Below are 16,283 nucleotides of genomic sequence, written 5' to 3'. Positions count from 1 at the left end.
CTCGACGTGAGCGGTGTTGATGGTGATACCGCGCGCTTTTTCTTCCGGAGCCGAGTCGATCTTGTCGAACTCAACGACTGCCGAACCGAAAACTTCGGAGCAGACGCGAGTCAGAGCTGCGGTCAGAGTGGTCTTACCGTGGTCAACGTGGCCGATGGTGCCGACGTTAACGTGGGGAAGGGAACGATCAAATTTTTCTTTAGCCACGACAGTGAACCTCTTGCCTAAAGGGGATTAGCCTTGTTTTTTAACGAGTGCTTCGACGATGTTCGACGGAGCTTCGGCGTATTTGGAGAATTCCATGGAGTAGCTTGCGCGACCCTGAGACATGGAACGAACGTCGGTTGCGTAACCGAACATCTCTCCGAGCGGTACTTCAGCACGGACGACGCGGCCAGAGACCGACTCATCCATACCCTGGACCAGACCACGACGACGGTTCAGGTCACCCATCACGTCACCCAGGTAGTCTTCCGGGGTTACAACTTCGACTTTCATGATCGGCTCGAGAACCACGCCACCGCCCTTCTGGGCCAGTTGCTTGGTCGCCATCGAAGCAGCGATCTTGAACGCCATTTCGTTGGAGTCGACGTCGTGGTACGAACCGTCGAATACCGCGGCCTTCAGGCCGATCAGAGGATAACCGGCAACAACGCCGTTTTTCATCTGCTCTTCGATACCCTTCTGGATCGCAGGGATGTATTCCTTAGGAATCACACCACCAACGACTTCGTTGGAGAACACCAGACCTTCTGTGATGTTGCCCTTGTCGTCCACGTCCGGCTCGGAGAAGCGAACCCAGCAGTGACCGAACTGACCACGACCACCCGACTGACGAACGAACTTGCCTTCGATCTCGACGTTGGATTTGGTGATCTTCTCGCGGTACGAAACCTGCGGCTTGCCGATGTTGGCTTCGACGTTGAATTCGCGCTTCATGCGGTCAACGAGGATGTCCAGGTGCAGCTCACCCATACCGGAGATGATGGTCTGACCGGTTTCTTCATCGGTCTTGACGCGGAACGATGGGTCTTCCTGAGCCAACTTGCCCAGTGCGATACCCATCTTCTCCTGGTCCTGCTTGGTTTTCGGCTCTACAGAGAGCGAAATCACAGGCTCAGGGAAGTCCATACGCTCGAGGATGATCGGCTTGTCGGCGTTGCACAGGGTATCACCAGTAGTGACGTCCTTCATGCCGATCAGAGCAGCGATGTCGCCTGCACGTACTTCTTTGATCTCTTCACGCTGGTTGGCGTGCATCTGGACCATACGACCAACGCGCTCTTTCTTGCCTTTGACCGAGTTGATGACAGAGTCACCGGAGGTCAGGAAGCCCGAGTAAACGCGAACGAAGGTCAGAGTACCAACGAACGGGTCGGTGGCAATCTTGAAGGCCAGGGCCGAGAACGGCTCGTCGTCGTCAGCATGACGCTCGTCGAACTGCTCTGGCTTGACTTCGTCCTTAGGCACGTCGATCAGGTCAGGGTGGATACCCTTGATCGCAGGGATCTCGGTCGGAGCTGGGAGGAAGTCGATAACGGCGTCGAGAACCAGGGGAACACCCTTGTTCTTGAACGACGAACCGCAGACAGCCGGAACGATCTCGCTGGCCAGGGTGCGCGCGCGCAGGCCTGCCTTGATCTCTTCGACGGACAGCTCACCTTCTTCAAGGTACTTGTTCATCAGCTCTTCGGTGGCTTCGGCGGCGGCTTCAACCATGTTGTTGCGCCATTCGTTAGCCAGCTCGACCATATCCGCAGGAATTTCTTCCTCGCGGTAGGTAGTACCCTTGTCGTCGTCGTTCCAGTAGATAGCCTTCATCTTGATCAGGTCAACCTGACCCTGGAAGTTATCTTCCGAACCGATGGCCAGCTGAACAGGAACCGGAGTGTGACCCAGACGGTTCTTGATCTGACCTACGACGCGCAGGAAGTTTGCACCAGCACGGTCCATCTTGTTCACGTAAACAACACGCGGAACGCCGTACTTGTTGGCCTGACGCCATACGGTTTCGGACTGCGGCTCAACGCCGGAGGTGCCGCAGAATACAACGACCGCGCCGTCGAGTACACGCAGCGAACGCTCTACTTCAATGGTGAAGTCAACGTGGCCAGGGGTATCGATAACGTTTACGCGGTAGTTGTCATACTGACCACGGGAACCCTTCCAGAAGGTGGTAACGGCAGCGGAGGTAATGGTGATACCCCGCTCCTGCTCCTGCACCATCCAGTCGGTGGTCGCGGCGCCGTCATGCACCTCGCCCATTTTGTGGCTCAGACCTGTGTAGAACAGGATCCGCTCGGTAGTGGTGGTCTTGCCCGCGTCAACGTGGGCACAGATACCAATGTTACGGTAGCGGTTAATTGCTGTAGTACGAGCCATAAAGCCCTCGCAAAAAGATTGATGCTTGAATTAGAAGCGGTAGTGCGAGAACGCTTTGTTGGCTTCAGCCATACGGTGAACGTCTTCACGCTTCTTGACTGCAGCACCCTTGCCTTCGGCAGCATCCAGCAGTTCGCCGGCCAGACGCAGAGCCATCGACTTCTCGCCGCGCTTGCGGGCGTAGTCTACGAGCCAGCGCATTGCCAGAGCGTTACGACGGGATGGACGAACTTCAACCGGGACCTGGTAAGTGGCACCGCCGACACGACGGGACTTTACTTCGACCAGCGGAGCGATGGCGTCGAGAGCTTTCTCGAAGATTTCCAGGGGGTCGCTGTTCTTGCGTGCTTTGACGGTATCCAGGGCACCGTAAACGATGCGCTCGGCTACGGCCTTCTTGCCGCTTTCCATCACGTGGTTCATGAACTTCGCGAGAATCTGGGATCCGTACTTCGGATCGTCAAGGATCTCACGTTTTGCTGCTACACGACGTCTTGGCATGATAAGCCCTCAAACGGTCTTCAGGTTAGCCCGGGACCAGGTCATTCGACCCACGCCCGACCTTACTCTTATCGACTCAAAAAAATGGATGTCTGCAAACGACCGATTACTTCGGACGCTTGGTACCGTACTTCGAACGACCCTGGTTACGGCCTTTAACGCCCGAAGTATCCAGAGAGCCGCGAACGGTGTGGTAACGAACACCTGGCAAGTCTTTTACACGGCCGCCACGAATCAGGACGACGCTGTGCTCTTGCAGGTTGTGGCCTTCACCACCGATGTACGAGGAAACCTCGAAACCGTTGGTCAGACGCACACGGCATACTTTACGCAGTGCCGAGTTAGGTTTTTTCGGCGTGGTGGTGTACACACGGGTGCACACGCCACGACGCTGCGGGCAGTTCTGCAGCGCAGGAACGTCGGACTTCTCGACCGAACGCTTACGCGGCTGACGTACCAGCTGGTTGATAGTTGCCATCTACTAGCTCCACTGATTGTCTTGCGACTCTATTGTCTTGCAAGAAAGCCAAAAATTGGCGAGACGGAGCCTCACCAAATTTAAGGGTACAAAAGTCTAAAGAGGATCTTGCACCCAGTCAAGACGAGGCCCCGGCCCTCCCCGCCCGATCATCGGCAACATTTCATGTCGCCGATGATCGCCCGAGGCTTGCCGGGGCCTTGCCCTGTACTTAGTTACCGCTGGAATTCAGCGCTTCGGTCAGTGCAGCTTCCACTTCACTGGCGCTTACACGCAGCGGTTTGTCGGCATCACGGCGACGCTTGCGCTCGCTGTGGTAGGCCAGACCAGTACCGGCCGGGATCAGACGACCCACGACCACGTTCTCTTTCAGGCCGCGCAGGTAGTCGCGCTTGCCGGTTACCGCCGCTTCGGTCAGTACGCGGGTTGTTTCCTGGAAGGAAGCCGCGGAGATGAACGACTCGGTGGACAGCGAGGCCTTGGTGATACCCAGCAGCACTCGGGTGAACTTGGAGATGAACTTGTCCTCGCTAGCGAGACGCTCGTTCTCTACCAGCACCTGGGTCAGTTCCATCTGGTCGCCCTTGATGAAGCTGGAATCGCCCGACTCGGAGATCTCAACCTTGCGCAGCATCTGACGCAGAATGGTCTCGATGTGCTTGTCGTTGATCTTCACGCCTTGCAGACGGTAAACGTCCTGGATCTCGTTGACGATGTACTTCGCCAGCGCACTCACACCCAGCAGACGCAGGATGTCATGCGGATCGCTCGGGCCGTCCGAGATAACTTCGCCGCGGTTTACCTGTTCACCTTCGAAGACGTTCAGGTGGCGCCACTTTGGAATCAGCTCTTCGTACGGATCGCTACCGTCGGTCGGAGTGATCACCAGGCGACGCTTGCCCTTGGTCTCTTTACCGAATGCGATGGTGCCGCTGACTTCAGCCAGAATCGAGGCTTCTTTCGGACGACGCGCTTCGAACAGGTCGGCAACGCGCGGCAGACCACCGGTGATGTCACGGGTCTTCGACGTCTCTTGCGGGATACGCGCGATAACGTCACCAACACCGATCTGAGCACCGTCAGCCACACCGACAAGGGCGTTGGCCGGCAGGAAGTACTGGGCAGGTACGTCAGTACCTGGCAGGTACAGGTCCTTGCCTGCAGCATCGACCATCTTGATTGCCGGACGGATTTCCTTGCCTGCGGCAGGGCGATCCTTGACGTCCAGTACTTCAATGTTGGTCAAGCCGGTCAGTTCGTCGGTCTGACGCTTGATGGTGATGTTTTCTTCCATGCCCACGAAGGTCACGGTACCTTTCAGCTCGGTAACGATCGGGTGGGTGTGTGGGTCCCACTTGGCGACGATGGCGCCAGCTTCGACCTTTTCACCTTCCTTGACCGAAATCACCGCACCGTAAGGCAGCTTGTAGCGCTCACGCTCACGACCGAACTCGTCAGCAATCGCCAACTCACCCGAACGCGATACGGCAACCAGGTTACCGTCGGCACGCTCAACCTGCTTCAGGTTGTGCAGACGCACCATACCGCCATTCTTAACCTGGACGCTGTCGGCAGCCGAGGTACGGCTTGCAGCACCACCGATGTGGAACGTACGCATGGTCAGCTGGGTACCCGGCTCACCGATCGACTGGGCAGCGATAACGCCGACAGCCTCACCGATGTTCACCTGGTGACCACGAGCCAGATCACGACCGTAGCACTTGGCGCAAATGCCGTAGCGGGTTTCGCAGTTGATCGGCGAACGCACGATCACTTCGTCGATGCTGTTCAGCTCGATGAACTCGACCCACTGCTCGTCGACCAAGGTACCGGCCGGAACGATAACGTCCTCGGTACCTGGCTTGAACACGTCACGGGCGATGACACGACCCAATACACGCTCACCCAGTGGCTCTACAACGTCGCCGCCTTCGATGTGTGGCGTCATCACCAGGCCCTGATCGGTGCCGCAGTCGATCTCGGTTACTACCAGATCCTGGGCAACGTCCACCAGACGACGAGTCAGATAACCGGAGTTAGCGGTTTTCAGTGCGGTATCCGCCAGACCCTTACGAGCACCGTGAGTCGAGATGAAGTACTGAAGTACGCTCAGACCTTCACGGAAGTTCGCAGTGATCGGCGTCTCGATGATGGAGCCGTCCGGCTTGGCCATCAGACCACGCATACCTGCCAGCTGACGGATCTGGGCTGCGGAACCCCGCGCACCCGAGTCAGCCATCATGTACATCGAGTTGAAGGACTCTTGCTCGACTTCCTTGCCTTCGCGGTCGATTACCTTCTCTTTCGAGAGGTTGGCCATCATCGCCTTGGACACTTCGTCGTTCGCCTTCGACCACAAGTCGATGACCTTGTTGTACTTCTCGCCCTGGGTTACCAGGCCGGAGGCGTACTGGCTCTCGATTTCCTTCACTTCGTCGGTAGCGTTACCGATGATGCGGGCTTTCTCGTCCGGGATAACGAAGTCGTTAACACCGATGGAAACGCCGGAAATGGTCGAGTAAGCGAAACCGGTGTACATCAGCTGGTCGGCGAAGATAACGGTCTCTTTCAGACCAACCACGCGGTAGCACTGGTTGATCAGCTTGGAGATCGCCTTTTTCTTCATCGGCTGGTTGACCACGTCATACGGCAGACCTGCCGGCACAACCTGGAACAGCAGCGCACGGCCGACGGTGGTGTCGACGATGCGGGTGTTCTTGACCACCGAGCCATCACGCTCTTTCACGGTTTCGTTGATACGAACCTTGATTTTCGCGTGCAGGGCGGCTTCGCCTGCGCGGAATACGCGGTCGACTTCCTGCAGGTCGGCGAACACGCGACCTTCGCCCTTGGCATTGATGGCTTCCCGGGTCATGTAGTACAGACCCAGTACAACGTCCTGCGACGGAACGATGATTGGCTCACCGTTGGCTGGCGACAGGATGTTGTTGGTCGACATCATCAGCGCACGCGCTTCGAGCTGGGCTTCCAGGGTCAGCGGCACGTGAACGGCCATCTGGTCACCGTCGAAGTCGGCGTTGTACGCAGCACAGACCAGCGGGTGCAGCTGAATAGCCTTACCTTCGATCAGTACGGGTTCAAACGCCTGGATACCCAGACGGTGAAGGGTCGGTGCACGGTTGAGCAGTACGGGGTGTTCGCGAATCACTTCAGCGAGAACGTCCCACACCTCTGGCAGCTCGCGCTCGACCATCTTCTTGGCAGCCTTGATGGTGGTCGCCAGACCACGCATTTCCAGCTTGCCGAAAATGAACGGCTTGAACAGCTCGAGGGCCATCTTCTTCGGCAGACCGCACTGGTGCAGACGCAGGGTCGGACCTACGGTGATTACCGAACGGCCGGAGTAGTCAACACGCTTACCGAGCAAGTTCTGACGGAAGCGACCTTGCTTACCTTTGATCATGTCAGCCAGGGACTTCAGCGGACGCTTGTTCGAGCCAGTGATGGCGCGACCACGACGGCCGTTGTCCAGCAGAGCATCAACCGCTTCCTGCAGCATGCGCTTTTCGTTGCGCACGATGATGTCCGGCGCCGACAGATCCAGCAGGCGCTTCAGACGGTTGTTACGGTTGATCACCCGACGATACAGGTCGTTCAGGTCGGAAGTCGCGAAACGGCCACCATCCAGCGGAACCAGCGGACGCAGGTCCGGCGGCAGCACTGGCAGGACGGTCAGGACCATCCACTCAGGCAGGTTGCCCGAGCCCTGGAAAGCTTCCATCAGCTTCAGACGCTTGGAAAGCTTCTTGATCTTGGTTTCCGAGTTGGTCTGCGGAATTTCTTCGCGCAGGCGGCCGATCTCGTGCTCCAGGTCGATAGCGTGCAGCAGCTCGCGGACAGCCTCGGCACCCATACGGGCATCGAAGTCGTCACCGAACTCTTCCAGCGCTTCGAAGTACTGCTCGTCGTTCAGCAGCTGGCCCTTTTCCAGGGTAGTCATGCCCGGGTCGATAACGACATAGCTCTCGAAGTAGAGCACGCGCTCGATATCACGCAGGGTCATGTCCATCAGCAGGCCGATACGGGACGGCAGCGACTTCAGGAACCAGATGTGGGCAACCGGCGAAGCCAGCTCGATGTGCGCCATGCGCTCACGACGAACCTTCGCCAGGGCAACTTCAACGCCGCACTTCTCGCAGATTACGCCGCGGTGCTTGAGGCGCTTGTACTTGCCGCACAGGCACTCGTAGTCCTTGACTGGGCCAAAGATCTTGGCGCAGAACAGGCCGTCACGCTCAGGCTTGAACGTACGGTAGTTGATGGTTTCCGGCTTCTTAACTTCACCGAACGACCACGAACGGATCATTTCAGGCGACGCCAGACCGATGCGGATGGCGTCGAACTCTTCGACTTGACCCTGGTTTTTCAGCAAATTCAGTAGGTCTTTCAAGGCCTTTCCTCCTGGCGGAGCAGGGAGCGGGCATTACCTGCCCCACTCCCCTTCGCGTCACGTGTTATTCGGTTTCCAGATCGATATCGATACCGAGCGAACGGATCTCTTTGATCAACACGTTGAAGGACTCGGGCATGCCCGGCTCCATACGGTGATCGCCATCCACGATGTTCTTGTACATCTTGGTACGGCCGTTCACGTCGTCCGACTTCACTGTGAGCATTTCTTGCAGGGTGTATGCCGCGCCGTATGCTTCCAGCGCCCACACTTCCATCTCCCCGAAACGCTGACCACCGAACTGCGCCTTACCACCCAGCGGCTGCTGGGTAACCAGGCTGTAGGAACCAGTGGAACGCGCGTGCATCTTGTCGTCCACCAAGTGGTTCAGCTTGAGCATGTACATGTAACCAACGGTCACAGGACGCTCGAACTTGTTGCCGGTACGGCCGTCGAACAGCACCATCTGGCCGCTCTCTGGCAGGTCGGCCAGTTTCAGCATGGCCTTGATCTCGCGCTCCTTGGCACCATCGAAGACCGGGGTAGCCATCGGCACGCCTTTCTTCAGGTTGTTAGCCAGGGCCAGGATCTCTTCGTCGGTGAACTCGTCGAGGTTTTCCTGACGACCGCCGATCTCGTTGTAGACCTCGGTCAGGAACACGCGCAGCTCAGCGGCTTTACGCTGCTCTTCGAGCATGCGGTCGATCTTCTCGCCCAGACCCTTGGCCGCGAGGCCCAGGTGGGTTTCAAGGATCTGACCAACGTTCATACGCGAAGGTACACCCAGCGGGTTCAGTACGACGTCAACCGGAGTACCGTTGGCATCGTGCGGCATGTCTTCAACCGGCATGATGACCGAGACAACACCCTTGTTACCGTGACGACCGGCCATCTTGTCACCCGGCTGGATGCGACGGCGGATTGCCAGGTAAACCTTGACGATCTTCAGTACGCCCGGTGCCAGGTCATCGCCCTGCTGCAGCTTGCGCTTCTTGTCTTCGAACTTGTCGTCCAGCAAACGGCGACGGTCGACGATGTACTGCTGAGCCTTTTCCAGCTGCTCGTTCAGTGCATCTTCAGCCATGCGCAGTTTGAACCACTGGCCGTGCTCCAGACCGTCCAGCACCTCGTCAGTGATCACGGTGCCTTTCTTCAGGCCCGCACCACCATCAACCACCTGGCCGTTCAGGGCAGAACGCAGACGCTCGAAGGTTGCACCTTCAACAATGCGGAACTCTTCGTTGAGGTCCTTGCGGATCTCGTCGAGCTGCATCTTCTCGATGGCCAGCGCGCGACTATCGCGCTCTACGCCATCACGGGTGAAGACCTGTACGTCGATGACAGTACCCTTGGTGCCGGTTGGCACACGCAGGGATGTGTCCTTAACGTCGCTGGCCTTCTCACCGAAGATTGCGCGCAGCAGTTTTTCTTCCGGAGTCAGCTGGGTTTCGCCTTTTGGCGTGACCTTGCCGACCAGGATGTCGCCAGCGCCAACTTCAGCACCTACGTAAACGATACCGGCTTCGTCCAGCTTGTTCAGTGCGGCTTCACCCACGTTCGGGATGTCCGCAGTGATTTCCTCTGGGCCGAGCTTGGTGTCACGCGCCACACAGGTCAGTTCCTGAATGTGGATGGTGGTGAAGCGATCTTCCTGAACAACACGCTCGGACAGGCAGATGGAGTCTTCGAAGTTGAAGCCGTTCCACGCCATGAACGCGATGCGCATGTTCTGACCCAGAGCCAGCTCACCCATGTCGGTGGACGGGCCGTCGGCCATGATGTCACCACGCTGAACCTTGTCACCTTTGCTCACCAGCGGACGCTGGTTGATGCAGGTGTTCTGGTTCGAACGGGTGTACTTGGTCAGGTTGTAGATATCCACACCCGCTTCGCCGGTTTCCACTTCGTCGTCGGCAACGCGAACAACGATACGGCTGGCGTCGACCGAGTCGATCACACCACCGCGGCGAGCAACCACGCAGACACCGGAGTCACGGGCAACGTTGCGCTCCATGCCGGTACCTACCAGCGGCTTGTCGGCACGCAGGGTTGGTACAGCCTGACGCTGCATGTTCGAACCCATCAACGCACGGTTGGCGTCGTCGTGCTCGAGGAACGGAATCAGCGACGCTGCAACGGAAACAACCTGCTTCGGCGAAACGTCCATCAGGGTGACGTCTTCCGGCGCCTTGACGGTGAATTCGTTCAGGTGACGAACTGCTACCAGCTCATCGATCAGTTGCTTCTTGTCGTTCATCGCGGCCGAAGCCTGTGCGATGACGTGATCTGCCTCTTCGATTGCCGACAGGAACACGATGTCGTCGCTGACAACGCCTTCCTTCACCACGCGGTACGGGCTTTCCAGGAAGCCGTACTGGTTGGTGCGGGCGTAGGCCGCCAGGGAGTTGATCAGACCGATGTTCGGACCTTCAGGGGTCTCGATCGGGCACACACGGCCATAGTGGGTCGGGTGTACGTCACGGACTTCGAAGCCGGCACGCTCACGGGTCAGACCGCCAGGGCCGAGTGCGGAGACACGGCGCTTGTGGGTAATCTCCGAGAGAGGGTTGTTCTGGTCCATGAACTGGGACAGCTGGCTGGAACCGAAGAACTCTTTCACCGCTGCCGCTACCGGCTTGGCGTTGATCAGGTCTTGCGGCATCAGGCCTTCGCTTTCCGCCATCGACAGGCGTTCCTTGACCGCGCGCTCGACACGCACCAGGCCAACACGGAACTGGTTCTCGGCCATCTCGCCGACGCAACGTACGCGACGGTTACCCAGGTGGTCGATGTCGTCGACGATGCCTTTGCCGTTACGGATATCGACCAGGGTCTTCAGAACCTCGACGATGTCTTCCTTGCTCAGCACGCCCGAACCCTCGATCTCGGTACGACCGATACGACGGTTGAACTTCATGCGGCCTACGGCGGACAGATCGTAACGCTCGGCGCTGAAGAACAGGTTGTTGAACAGGGTCTCGGCTGCATCCTTGGTTGGCGGCTCGCCTGGACGCATCATGCGGTAGATCTCGACCAGCGCTTCCAGTTGGTTGCTGGTGGTATCGATCTTCAGTGTGTCAGAGATGAACGGACCGCAATCGATGTCGTTGGTGTACAGGGTCTCGATACGGACAACCTGCGCCTTGGCGACCTTGATCAGCAGCTCGGTGGTCATCTCGGTGTTGCATTCGGCGAGAATTTCGCCGGTAGCCGGATGCACGATAGCCTTGGCGGTAGTGCGGCCCAGGACGTATTCCATTGGAACGTCCAGTTGCTTGACGCCGGCCTTCTCGAGCTGGTTGATGTGGCGCGCGGTAATACGGCGGCCTTGCTCGACGATGACTTTGCCGGTTTCGTCATGGATGTCCATGACTGCAACTTCACCACGCAGACGCTGCGGCACCAGTTCCAGGCTGAGTTTTTCGCCGGAAATGTGGAACACGTTGGTGGTGTAGAAGGTATTCAGCACTTCTTCAGTGCTGTAACCCAGGGCGCGCAGCAGCACCGAGGCCGGCAGCTTGCGGCGACGGTCGATACGCACGAACACGCAGTCCTTCGGGTCGAACTCGAAGTCCAGCCAGGAACCGCGGTAAGGGATGATGCGAGCGGAGTACAGCAGCTTGCCCGAGCTGTGGGTCTTGCCACGGTCGTGGTCGAAGAACACACCAGGCGAACGGTGCAGCTGGGAAACGATCACACGCTCGGTACCGTTGATAACGAAGGTACCGTTCTCAGTCATCAGGGGGATTTCACCCATGTAGACTTCTTGCTCTTTGATGTCCTTGATCGCTTTGTTCGACGATTCCTTGTCGAAGATGATCAGGCGCACCTTGACCCGCAGTGGGACCGCGAAGGTCACGCCACGCAGGACACATTCCTTCACATCGAAGGCGGGTTCGCCCAGGCGATAGCCTACGTACTCCAGGGCAGCATTGCCGGAGTAGCTGATGATCGGGAATACCGATTTGAAGGCCGCGTGCAGGCCGACGTCGCGGAAGTGATCCTTGGATGCTCCCGCTTGCAGGAATTCGCGATACGAATCCAGCTGGATGGCCAGGAGGTAAGGCACATCCATGACGTCCGGCAACTTGCTAAAGTCCTTGCGGATACGTTTTTTCTCAGTGTATGAGTAAGCCATCAGCGTTCCCCAGCTTGGTCACCTGCTTGTTTGGCTTCTCCCGGCGGGAGCAGCCAGAAAATCGTGCAAACCCCTTGGTTTGCGCCACCCACATGGGTGTCTTGCAGCTCGTTATCGGGACCGGCCTGACCGGCCACCAATAACGGAAAAAGGCCGGTGGCATAAGCCACCAGCCATCAGCCTTTCGCTCAACGCTCAGGCTGGCATCGCAAGGTCGAGATTACTTCAGCTCGACTTTAGCGCCTGCTTCTTCCAGCTTCTTCTTAGCGTCTTCAGCGGCTTCTTTCGAAACGCCTTCAGCTACAACCTGAGGAGCGCCATCGACTTTCTCTTTGGCTTCTTTCAGGCCCAGACCGGTCAGTTCGCGAACGGCTTTGATCACGTTCACTTTCTTGTCGCCGGCTTCAACCAGAACAACGTTGAACTCGGTCTGCTCTTCAACAACGGCAGCAGCAGCAGCTGGGCCAGCAGCGGCAACAGCAGCGGTAACGCCGAAGGTTTCTTCCATTGCTTTGATCAGCTCAACAACTTCCAGAACGGTTTTCTGGCCGATTGCTTCGATGATTTGTTCGTTAGTCAGAGACATGACTCAATCCTGTATTGGGGTGACAGCCTACGCAGCCATCAAATTAAACGTATGATTTTGAAAGAGTTCGCACGCCTTAGGCGGCGGTAGCTTCTTTCTGGTCGCGAATGGCTGCCAGAGTACGAGCCAGCTTGCTGGTGGCGCCTTGAATAACGCTCATCAGTCGTGCAATAGCTTCGTCGCGGGTCGGCAGGGTAGCCAACACGTCGATCTGGTTCGCTGCAATGAAATTGCCGTCAAACGCAGCTGCCTTGATCTCGAACTTGTCCTGACCCTTGGCGAACTCTTTGAACAGACGAGCAGCAGCGCCCGGGTGTTCGTTGGAGAAAGCAATCAGGGTCGGGCCTTTGAACGCGTCGTTGAGGATCGAGAATTCGGTGCCTTCAACAGCGCGCTTGAGCAGGGTATTACGCACTACACGTACGTATACGCCAGCTTCGCGGGCCTCTTTACGGAGTCCGGTCATTGCGCTTACAGTCACACCACGGGCATCAGCCACGACAGCGGACAGAGCGACTTTGGCAGCCTCGTTGACTTCAGCGACGATGGCCTTCTTGTCTTCGAGTTTAATTGCCACGGGTTTACTCCTGGTTTTTACCGTTTCATCTGGCCGAAGCCGGATGTCGTTTTGGTGTCTGATTCGGTAACGAATCGGGAGCACCATCTGCGTGGGCTGATGTTTTAAGGCTTGCGCCGCCTACGGTCTTGGATAGCCCCCGCCAGGCAGGGACCCCAATTTTTGCTGGCGGCGCGACTGGTCGCGCCGCCATGTTCTTACACGTTCAGCGAGCTCTGATCGATGACCAGACCTGGGCCCATGGTGGTGCTCAGGGTAACGCGCTTAACGTAGATGCCTTTCGAGGAAGCTGGCTTGATACGCTTCAGGTCAGCGATCAGGGCTTCAACGTTTTCCTTCAGCTTGTCAGCTTCAAAGCCGATCTTGCCAACGGAGGTGTGGATGATACCGTTTTTGTCGGTACGGTAGCGAACCTGACCAGCCTTGGCGTTTTTCACGGCAGTGGCTACGTCTGGGGTCACGGTACCAACTTTCGGGTTAGGCATCAGGCCGCGAGGACCCAGAACCTGACCCAGCTGACCTACAACGCGCATGGCATCAGGCGATGCGATAACGACGTCATAGTTCAGGTCGCCGCCTTTCATTTCGGCAGCCAGATCGTCCATACCTACGCGATCAGCGCCGGCAGCCAGAGCAGCTTCAGCAGCTGGACCCTGGGTGAAGACAGCGACGCGAACGGTCTTGCCAGTGCCGTGTGGCAGCACGGTAGCGCTACGTACGACCTGGTCGGATTTACGCGGGTCAACACCGAGGTTAACGGCGATGTCGTAGGACTCGACGAACTTGGCAGCAGGCAGCGAGGCCAGCAGAGTTGCCGCTTCTTCGAAGTTGTAGGCCTTGCCTGCTTCGATTTTCTCGGCGATTGCCTTTTGGCGTTTGGTCAGCTTAGCCATTACACACCCTCCACGTTCAGGCCCATGCTGCGGGCAGAGCCAGCGATGGTGCGTACAGCAGCGTCCAGGTCAGCGGCAGTCAGGTCAGCCTGTTTGGCTTTCGCGATGTCTTCCAGCTGAGCACGGGTAACGGTACCGACTTTAACGGTGTTCGGGCGAGCCGAACCACTGGTCAGGCCAGCAGCTTTCTTCAGCAGAACCGAGGCAGGGGTGCTCTTGGTCTCGAAGGTGAAGCTACGGTCGCTGTAGACAGTGATGATCACTGGAGTCGGCAGGCCGGCTTCTTGACCCTGGGTACGGGCGTTGAAGGCCTTGCAGAATTCCATGATGTTCACACCATGTTGACCCAGAGCTGGACCAACGGGTGGGCTTGGGTTGGCCTGGCCGGCCTTAACTTGCAGCTTGATGTAAGCCTGAATCTTCTTAGCCATGAGCTACTCCAAAATCGGGTACGAACGCCTGATGGCTCCCCGGATGACTTGCGTTTTATCCCAGTGACGACAAAACCCCGCAGCACACAGGGCTGCGGGGTATGGGATGCTTCGTCCGCCTAGACCTTTTCGACCTGGCTGAACTCGAGCTCCACCGGAGTAGAGCGACCGAAAATGAGCACCGCAACCTGCAGGCGACTCTTTTCGTAGTTAACTTCTTCGACACTACCATTGAAGTCAGCGAACGGACCATCAATGACTCGAACCACTTCACCTGGCTCGAACAGCGTCTTGGGCTTCGGCTTATCGCTACCGTCGGCAACGCGACGCAGGATGGCCTCAGCTTCTTTATCGGTAATCGGCGCAGGCTTGTCAGCAGTACCGCCAATAAAGCCCATTACGCGAGGGGTGTCCTTGACCAAGTGCCAAGTCCCTTCATTCATCTCCATCTGGACCAGTACATAGCCAGGGAAGAATTTACGCTCACTCTTGCGCTTCTGGCCGTTGCGCATTTCGACGACTTCTTCGGTCGGGACCAAGATCTCGCCGAAACCGTCTTCCATGCCAGCCAGCTTGACGCGCTCAATGAGGGAGCGCATTACATGCTTCTCGTAACCCGAGTAAGCATGCACAACATACCAACGCTTAGCCACGGGACACCTTTAGCCAACGATCAAGGAGACCGCCCAGCCGAGCAGGGAGTCGAGCCCCCACAGCAGCAGTGCCATAACCAGCACGACAGCCACGACAATCAGCGTGGTCTGGGTGGTTTCCTGGCGGGTCGGCCACACGACTTTACGAATCTCGGTACGAGCTTCCTTCGCCAGCGCAAAGAACGACTTGCCCTTCGCAGTCTGCAGAGCTACAAAGCCCGCGACAGCAGCAAGGACGAGAAGCACAAGAACGCGATACAGGATTGGAGAGCCGGAGTAATATTGATTACCCACAACACCAACAACCACCAAAGCCACTACAGCCAGCCACTTGAACAGATCAAAACGCGATTCTTGGGCTTCAGTTTTGGGGGTCATCGAGGAGGATCCTGTAAGAAGAAAGCCATCACACCGAGGTGAAATGGCAGGTCAGGAGGGAATCGAACCCCCAACCTACGGTTTTGGAGACCGTCGCTCTGCCAATTGAGCTACTGACCTGTAACGCTGTATCAGGCCGGCCATTATACCGGCCTGATCAAGTAAATCAACTACTTATTCAATAATTTTTGCTACGACGCCGGCGCCGACGGTACGACCGCCTTCACGGATAGCGAAGCGCAGACCGTCTTCCATTGCGATGGTCTTGATCAGGGTAACAGTCATCTGAATGTTGTCACCTGGCATAACCATTTCAACGCCTTCCGGCAGTTCGCAGTTACCGGTCACGTCAGTGGTACGGAAGTAGAACTGTGGACGGTAGCCTTTGAAGAACGGAGTGTGACGGCCGCCTTCCTCCTTCGACAGGACGTAGACTTCTGCGGTGAACTTGGTGTGCGGCTTGACCGAACCTGGCTTGACCAGAACCTGGCCACGCTCAACGTCGTCACGCTTGGTACCACGCAGCAGAACGCCGCAGTTCTCGCCAGCACGACCTTCGTCCAGCAGCTTGCGGAACATCTCAACACCGGTACAGGTGGTGGTGGTGGTGTCACGCAGACCAACGATTTCCAGCGGGTCCTGAACGCGGACGATACCACGCTCGATACGACCGGTAACAACGGTACCACGCCCCGAGATCGAGAATACGTCTTCGATTGGCATCAGGAACGGCTGGTCGATGGCACGAACTGGCTCAGGAATGTAGCTATCCAGAGTCTCTACCAGCTTCTTGACAGCGGTAGTGCCCATTTCGTTGTCGTCTTTGCCTTCCAGGGCCATACGAGCGGAACCGAT

13 protein-coding genes and 1 tRNA gene are annotated in these 16,283 nt (G+C 57.5%); all 14 read right to left on the bottom strand.

Going from position 1 to position 16,283, the window contains the following annotated elements:
• Positions 1-207, bottom strand: a 207-nt coding sequence (locus FQ668_RS01590; protein WP_232254023.1) for a GTP-binding protein, incomplete at its 3' end; no start/stop codon positions are given.
• Positions 208-234: 27 nt separating this feature from the next.
• Positions 235-2,382: an elongation factor G gene (gene fusA, locus FQ668_RS01585; RefSeq protein ID WP_003255490.1), complete on the bottom strand. Its 2,148-nt coding sequence runs from the start codon at positions 2,380-2,382 to the stop codon at positions 235-237.
• A gap of 30 nt (positions 2,383-2,412) precedes the next feature.
• Positions 2,413-2,883 (bottom strand): 30S ribosomal protein S7, encoded by a 471-nt coding sequence (rpsG, locus tag FQ668_RS01580; RefSeq protein ID WP_003246741.1) that lies wholly within the window; start codon positions 2,881-2,883, stop codon positions 2,413-2,415.
• A gap of 106 nt (positions 2,884-2,989) precedes the next feature.
• Positions 2,990-3,361, bottom strand: a complete 372-nt coding sequence (gene rpsL, locus FQ668_RS01575) for a 30S ribosomal protein S12 (RefSeq protein ID WP_003255492.1) — start codon at positions 3,359-3,361, stop codon at positions 2,990-2,992.
• A 211-nt stretch (positions 3,362-3,572) separates the two neighbouring features.
• On the bottom strand, positions 3,573-7,772 hold the full coding sequence (gene rpoC, locus FQ668_RS01570; protein WP_014589475.1) for a DNA-directed RNA polymerase subunit beta': 4,200 nt from the start codon (positions 7,770-7,772) through the stop codon (positions 3,573-3,575).
• Positions 7,773-7,836: 64 nt separating this feature from the next.
• Positions 7,837-11,910 carry a DNA-directed RNA polymerase subunit beta gene (gene rpoB / locus FQ668_RS01565; RefSeq protein ID WP_003255495.1) on the bottom strand — a complete coding sequence of 1,358 codons (4,074 nt, stop codon included), beginning with the start codon at positions 11,908-11,910 and terminating at the stop codon, positions 7,837-7,839.
• Between the two features lie 220 nt (positions 11,911-12,130).
• Entirely contained in the window at positions 12,131-12,496 is a 366-nt protein-coding gene (rplL, locus tag FQ668_RS01560) for a 50S ribosomal protein L7/L12 (RefSeq protein WP_003255496.1), read from the bottom strand.
• Between the two features lie 76 nt (positions 12,497-12,572).
• Positions 12,573-13,073 (bottom strand): 50S ribosomal protein L10, encoded by a 501-nt coding sequence (gene rplJ / locus FQ668_RS01555; RefSeq protein WP_003255497.1) that lies wholly within the window; start codon positions 13,071-13,073, stop codon positions 12,573-12,575.
• Between the two features lie 197 nt (positions 13,074-13,270).
• Positions 13,271-13,966 (bottom strand): 50S ribosomal protein L1, encoded by a 696-nt coding sequence (gene rplA, locus FQ668_RS01550; RefSeq protein WP_003255499.1) that lies wholly within the window; start codon positions 13,964-13,966, stop codon positions 13,271-13,273.
• Entirely contained in the window at positions 13,966-14,397 is a 432-nt protein-coding gene (gene rplK / locus FQ668_RS01545) for a 50S ribosomal protein L11 (RefSeq protein ID WP_003255500.1), read from the bottom strand. The genes rplA and rplK overlap by 1 nt, the downstream gene beginning before the upstream one ends.
• 119 nt (positions 14,398-14,516) lie before the next feature.
• Positions 14,517-15,050: a transcription termination/antitermination protein NusG gene (gene nusG, locus FQ668_RS01540; RefSeq protein ID WP_003255501.1), complete on the bottom strand. Its 534-nt coding sequence runs from the start codon at positions 15,048-15,050 to the stop codon at positions 14,517-14,519.
• Between the two features lie 9 nt (positions 15,051-15,059).
• Positions 15,060-15,428 (bottom strand): preprotein translocase subunit SecE, encoded by a 369-nt coding sequence (gene secE / locus FQ668_RS01535; protein ID WP_010951773.1) that lies wholly within the window; start codon positions 15,426-15,428, stop codon positions 15,060-15,062.
• Between the two features lie 44 nt (positions 15,429-15,472).
• A tRNA-Trp gene (locus FQ668_RS01530) sits at positions 15,473-15,548 on the bottom strand.
• Positions 15,549-15,602: 54 nt separating this feature from the next.
• On the bottom strand, positions 15,603-16,283 hold a 681-nt coding region (locus tag FQ668_RS01525), incomplete at its 5' end, for an EF-Tu/IF-2/RF-3 family GTPase (RefSeq protein WP_028687921.1).

The organism is Pseudomonas sp. Kh14, from assembly GCF_900291005.1.
GTDB lineage: Bacteria > Pseudomonadota > Gammaproteobacteria > Pseudomonadales > Pseudomonadaceae > Aquipseudomonas > Aquipseudomonas alloputida.
This window is presented reverse-complemented; position numbering and strand designations above follow the sequence as displayed.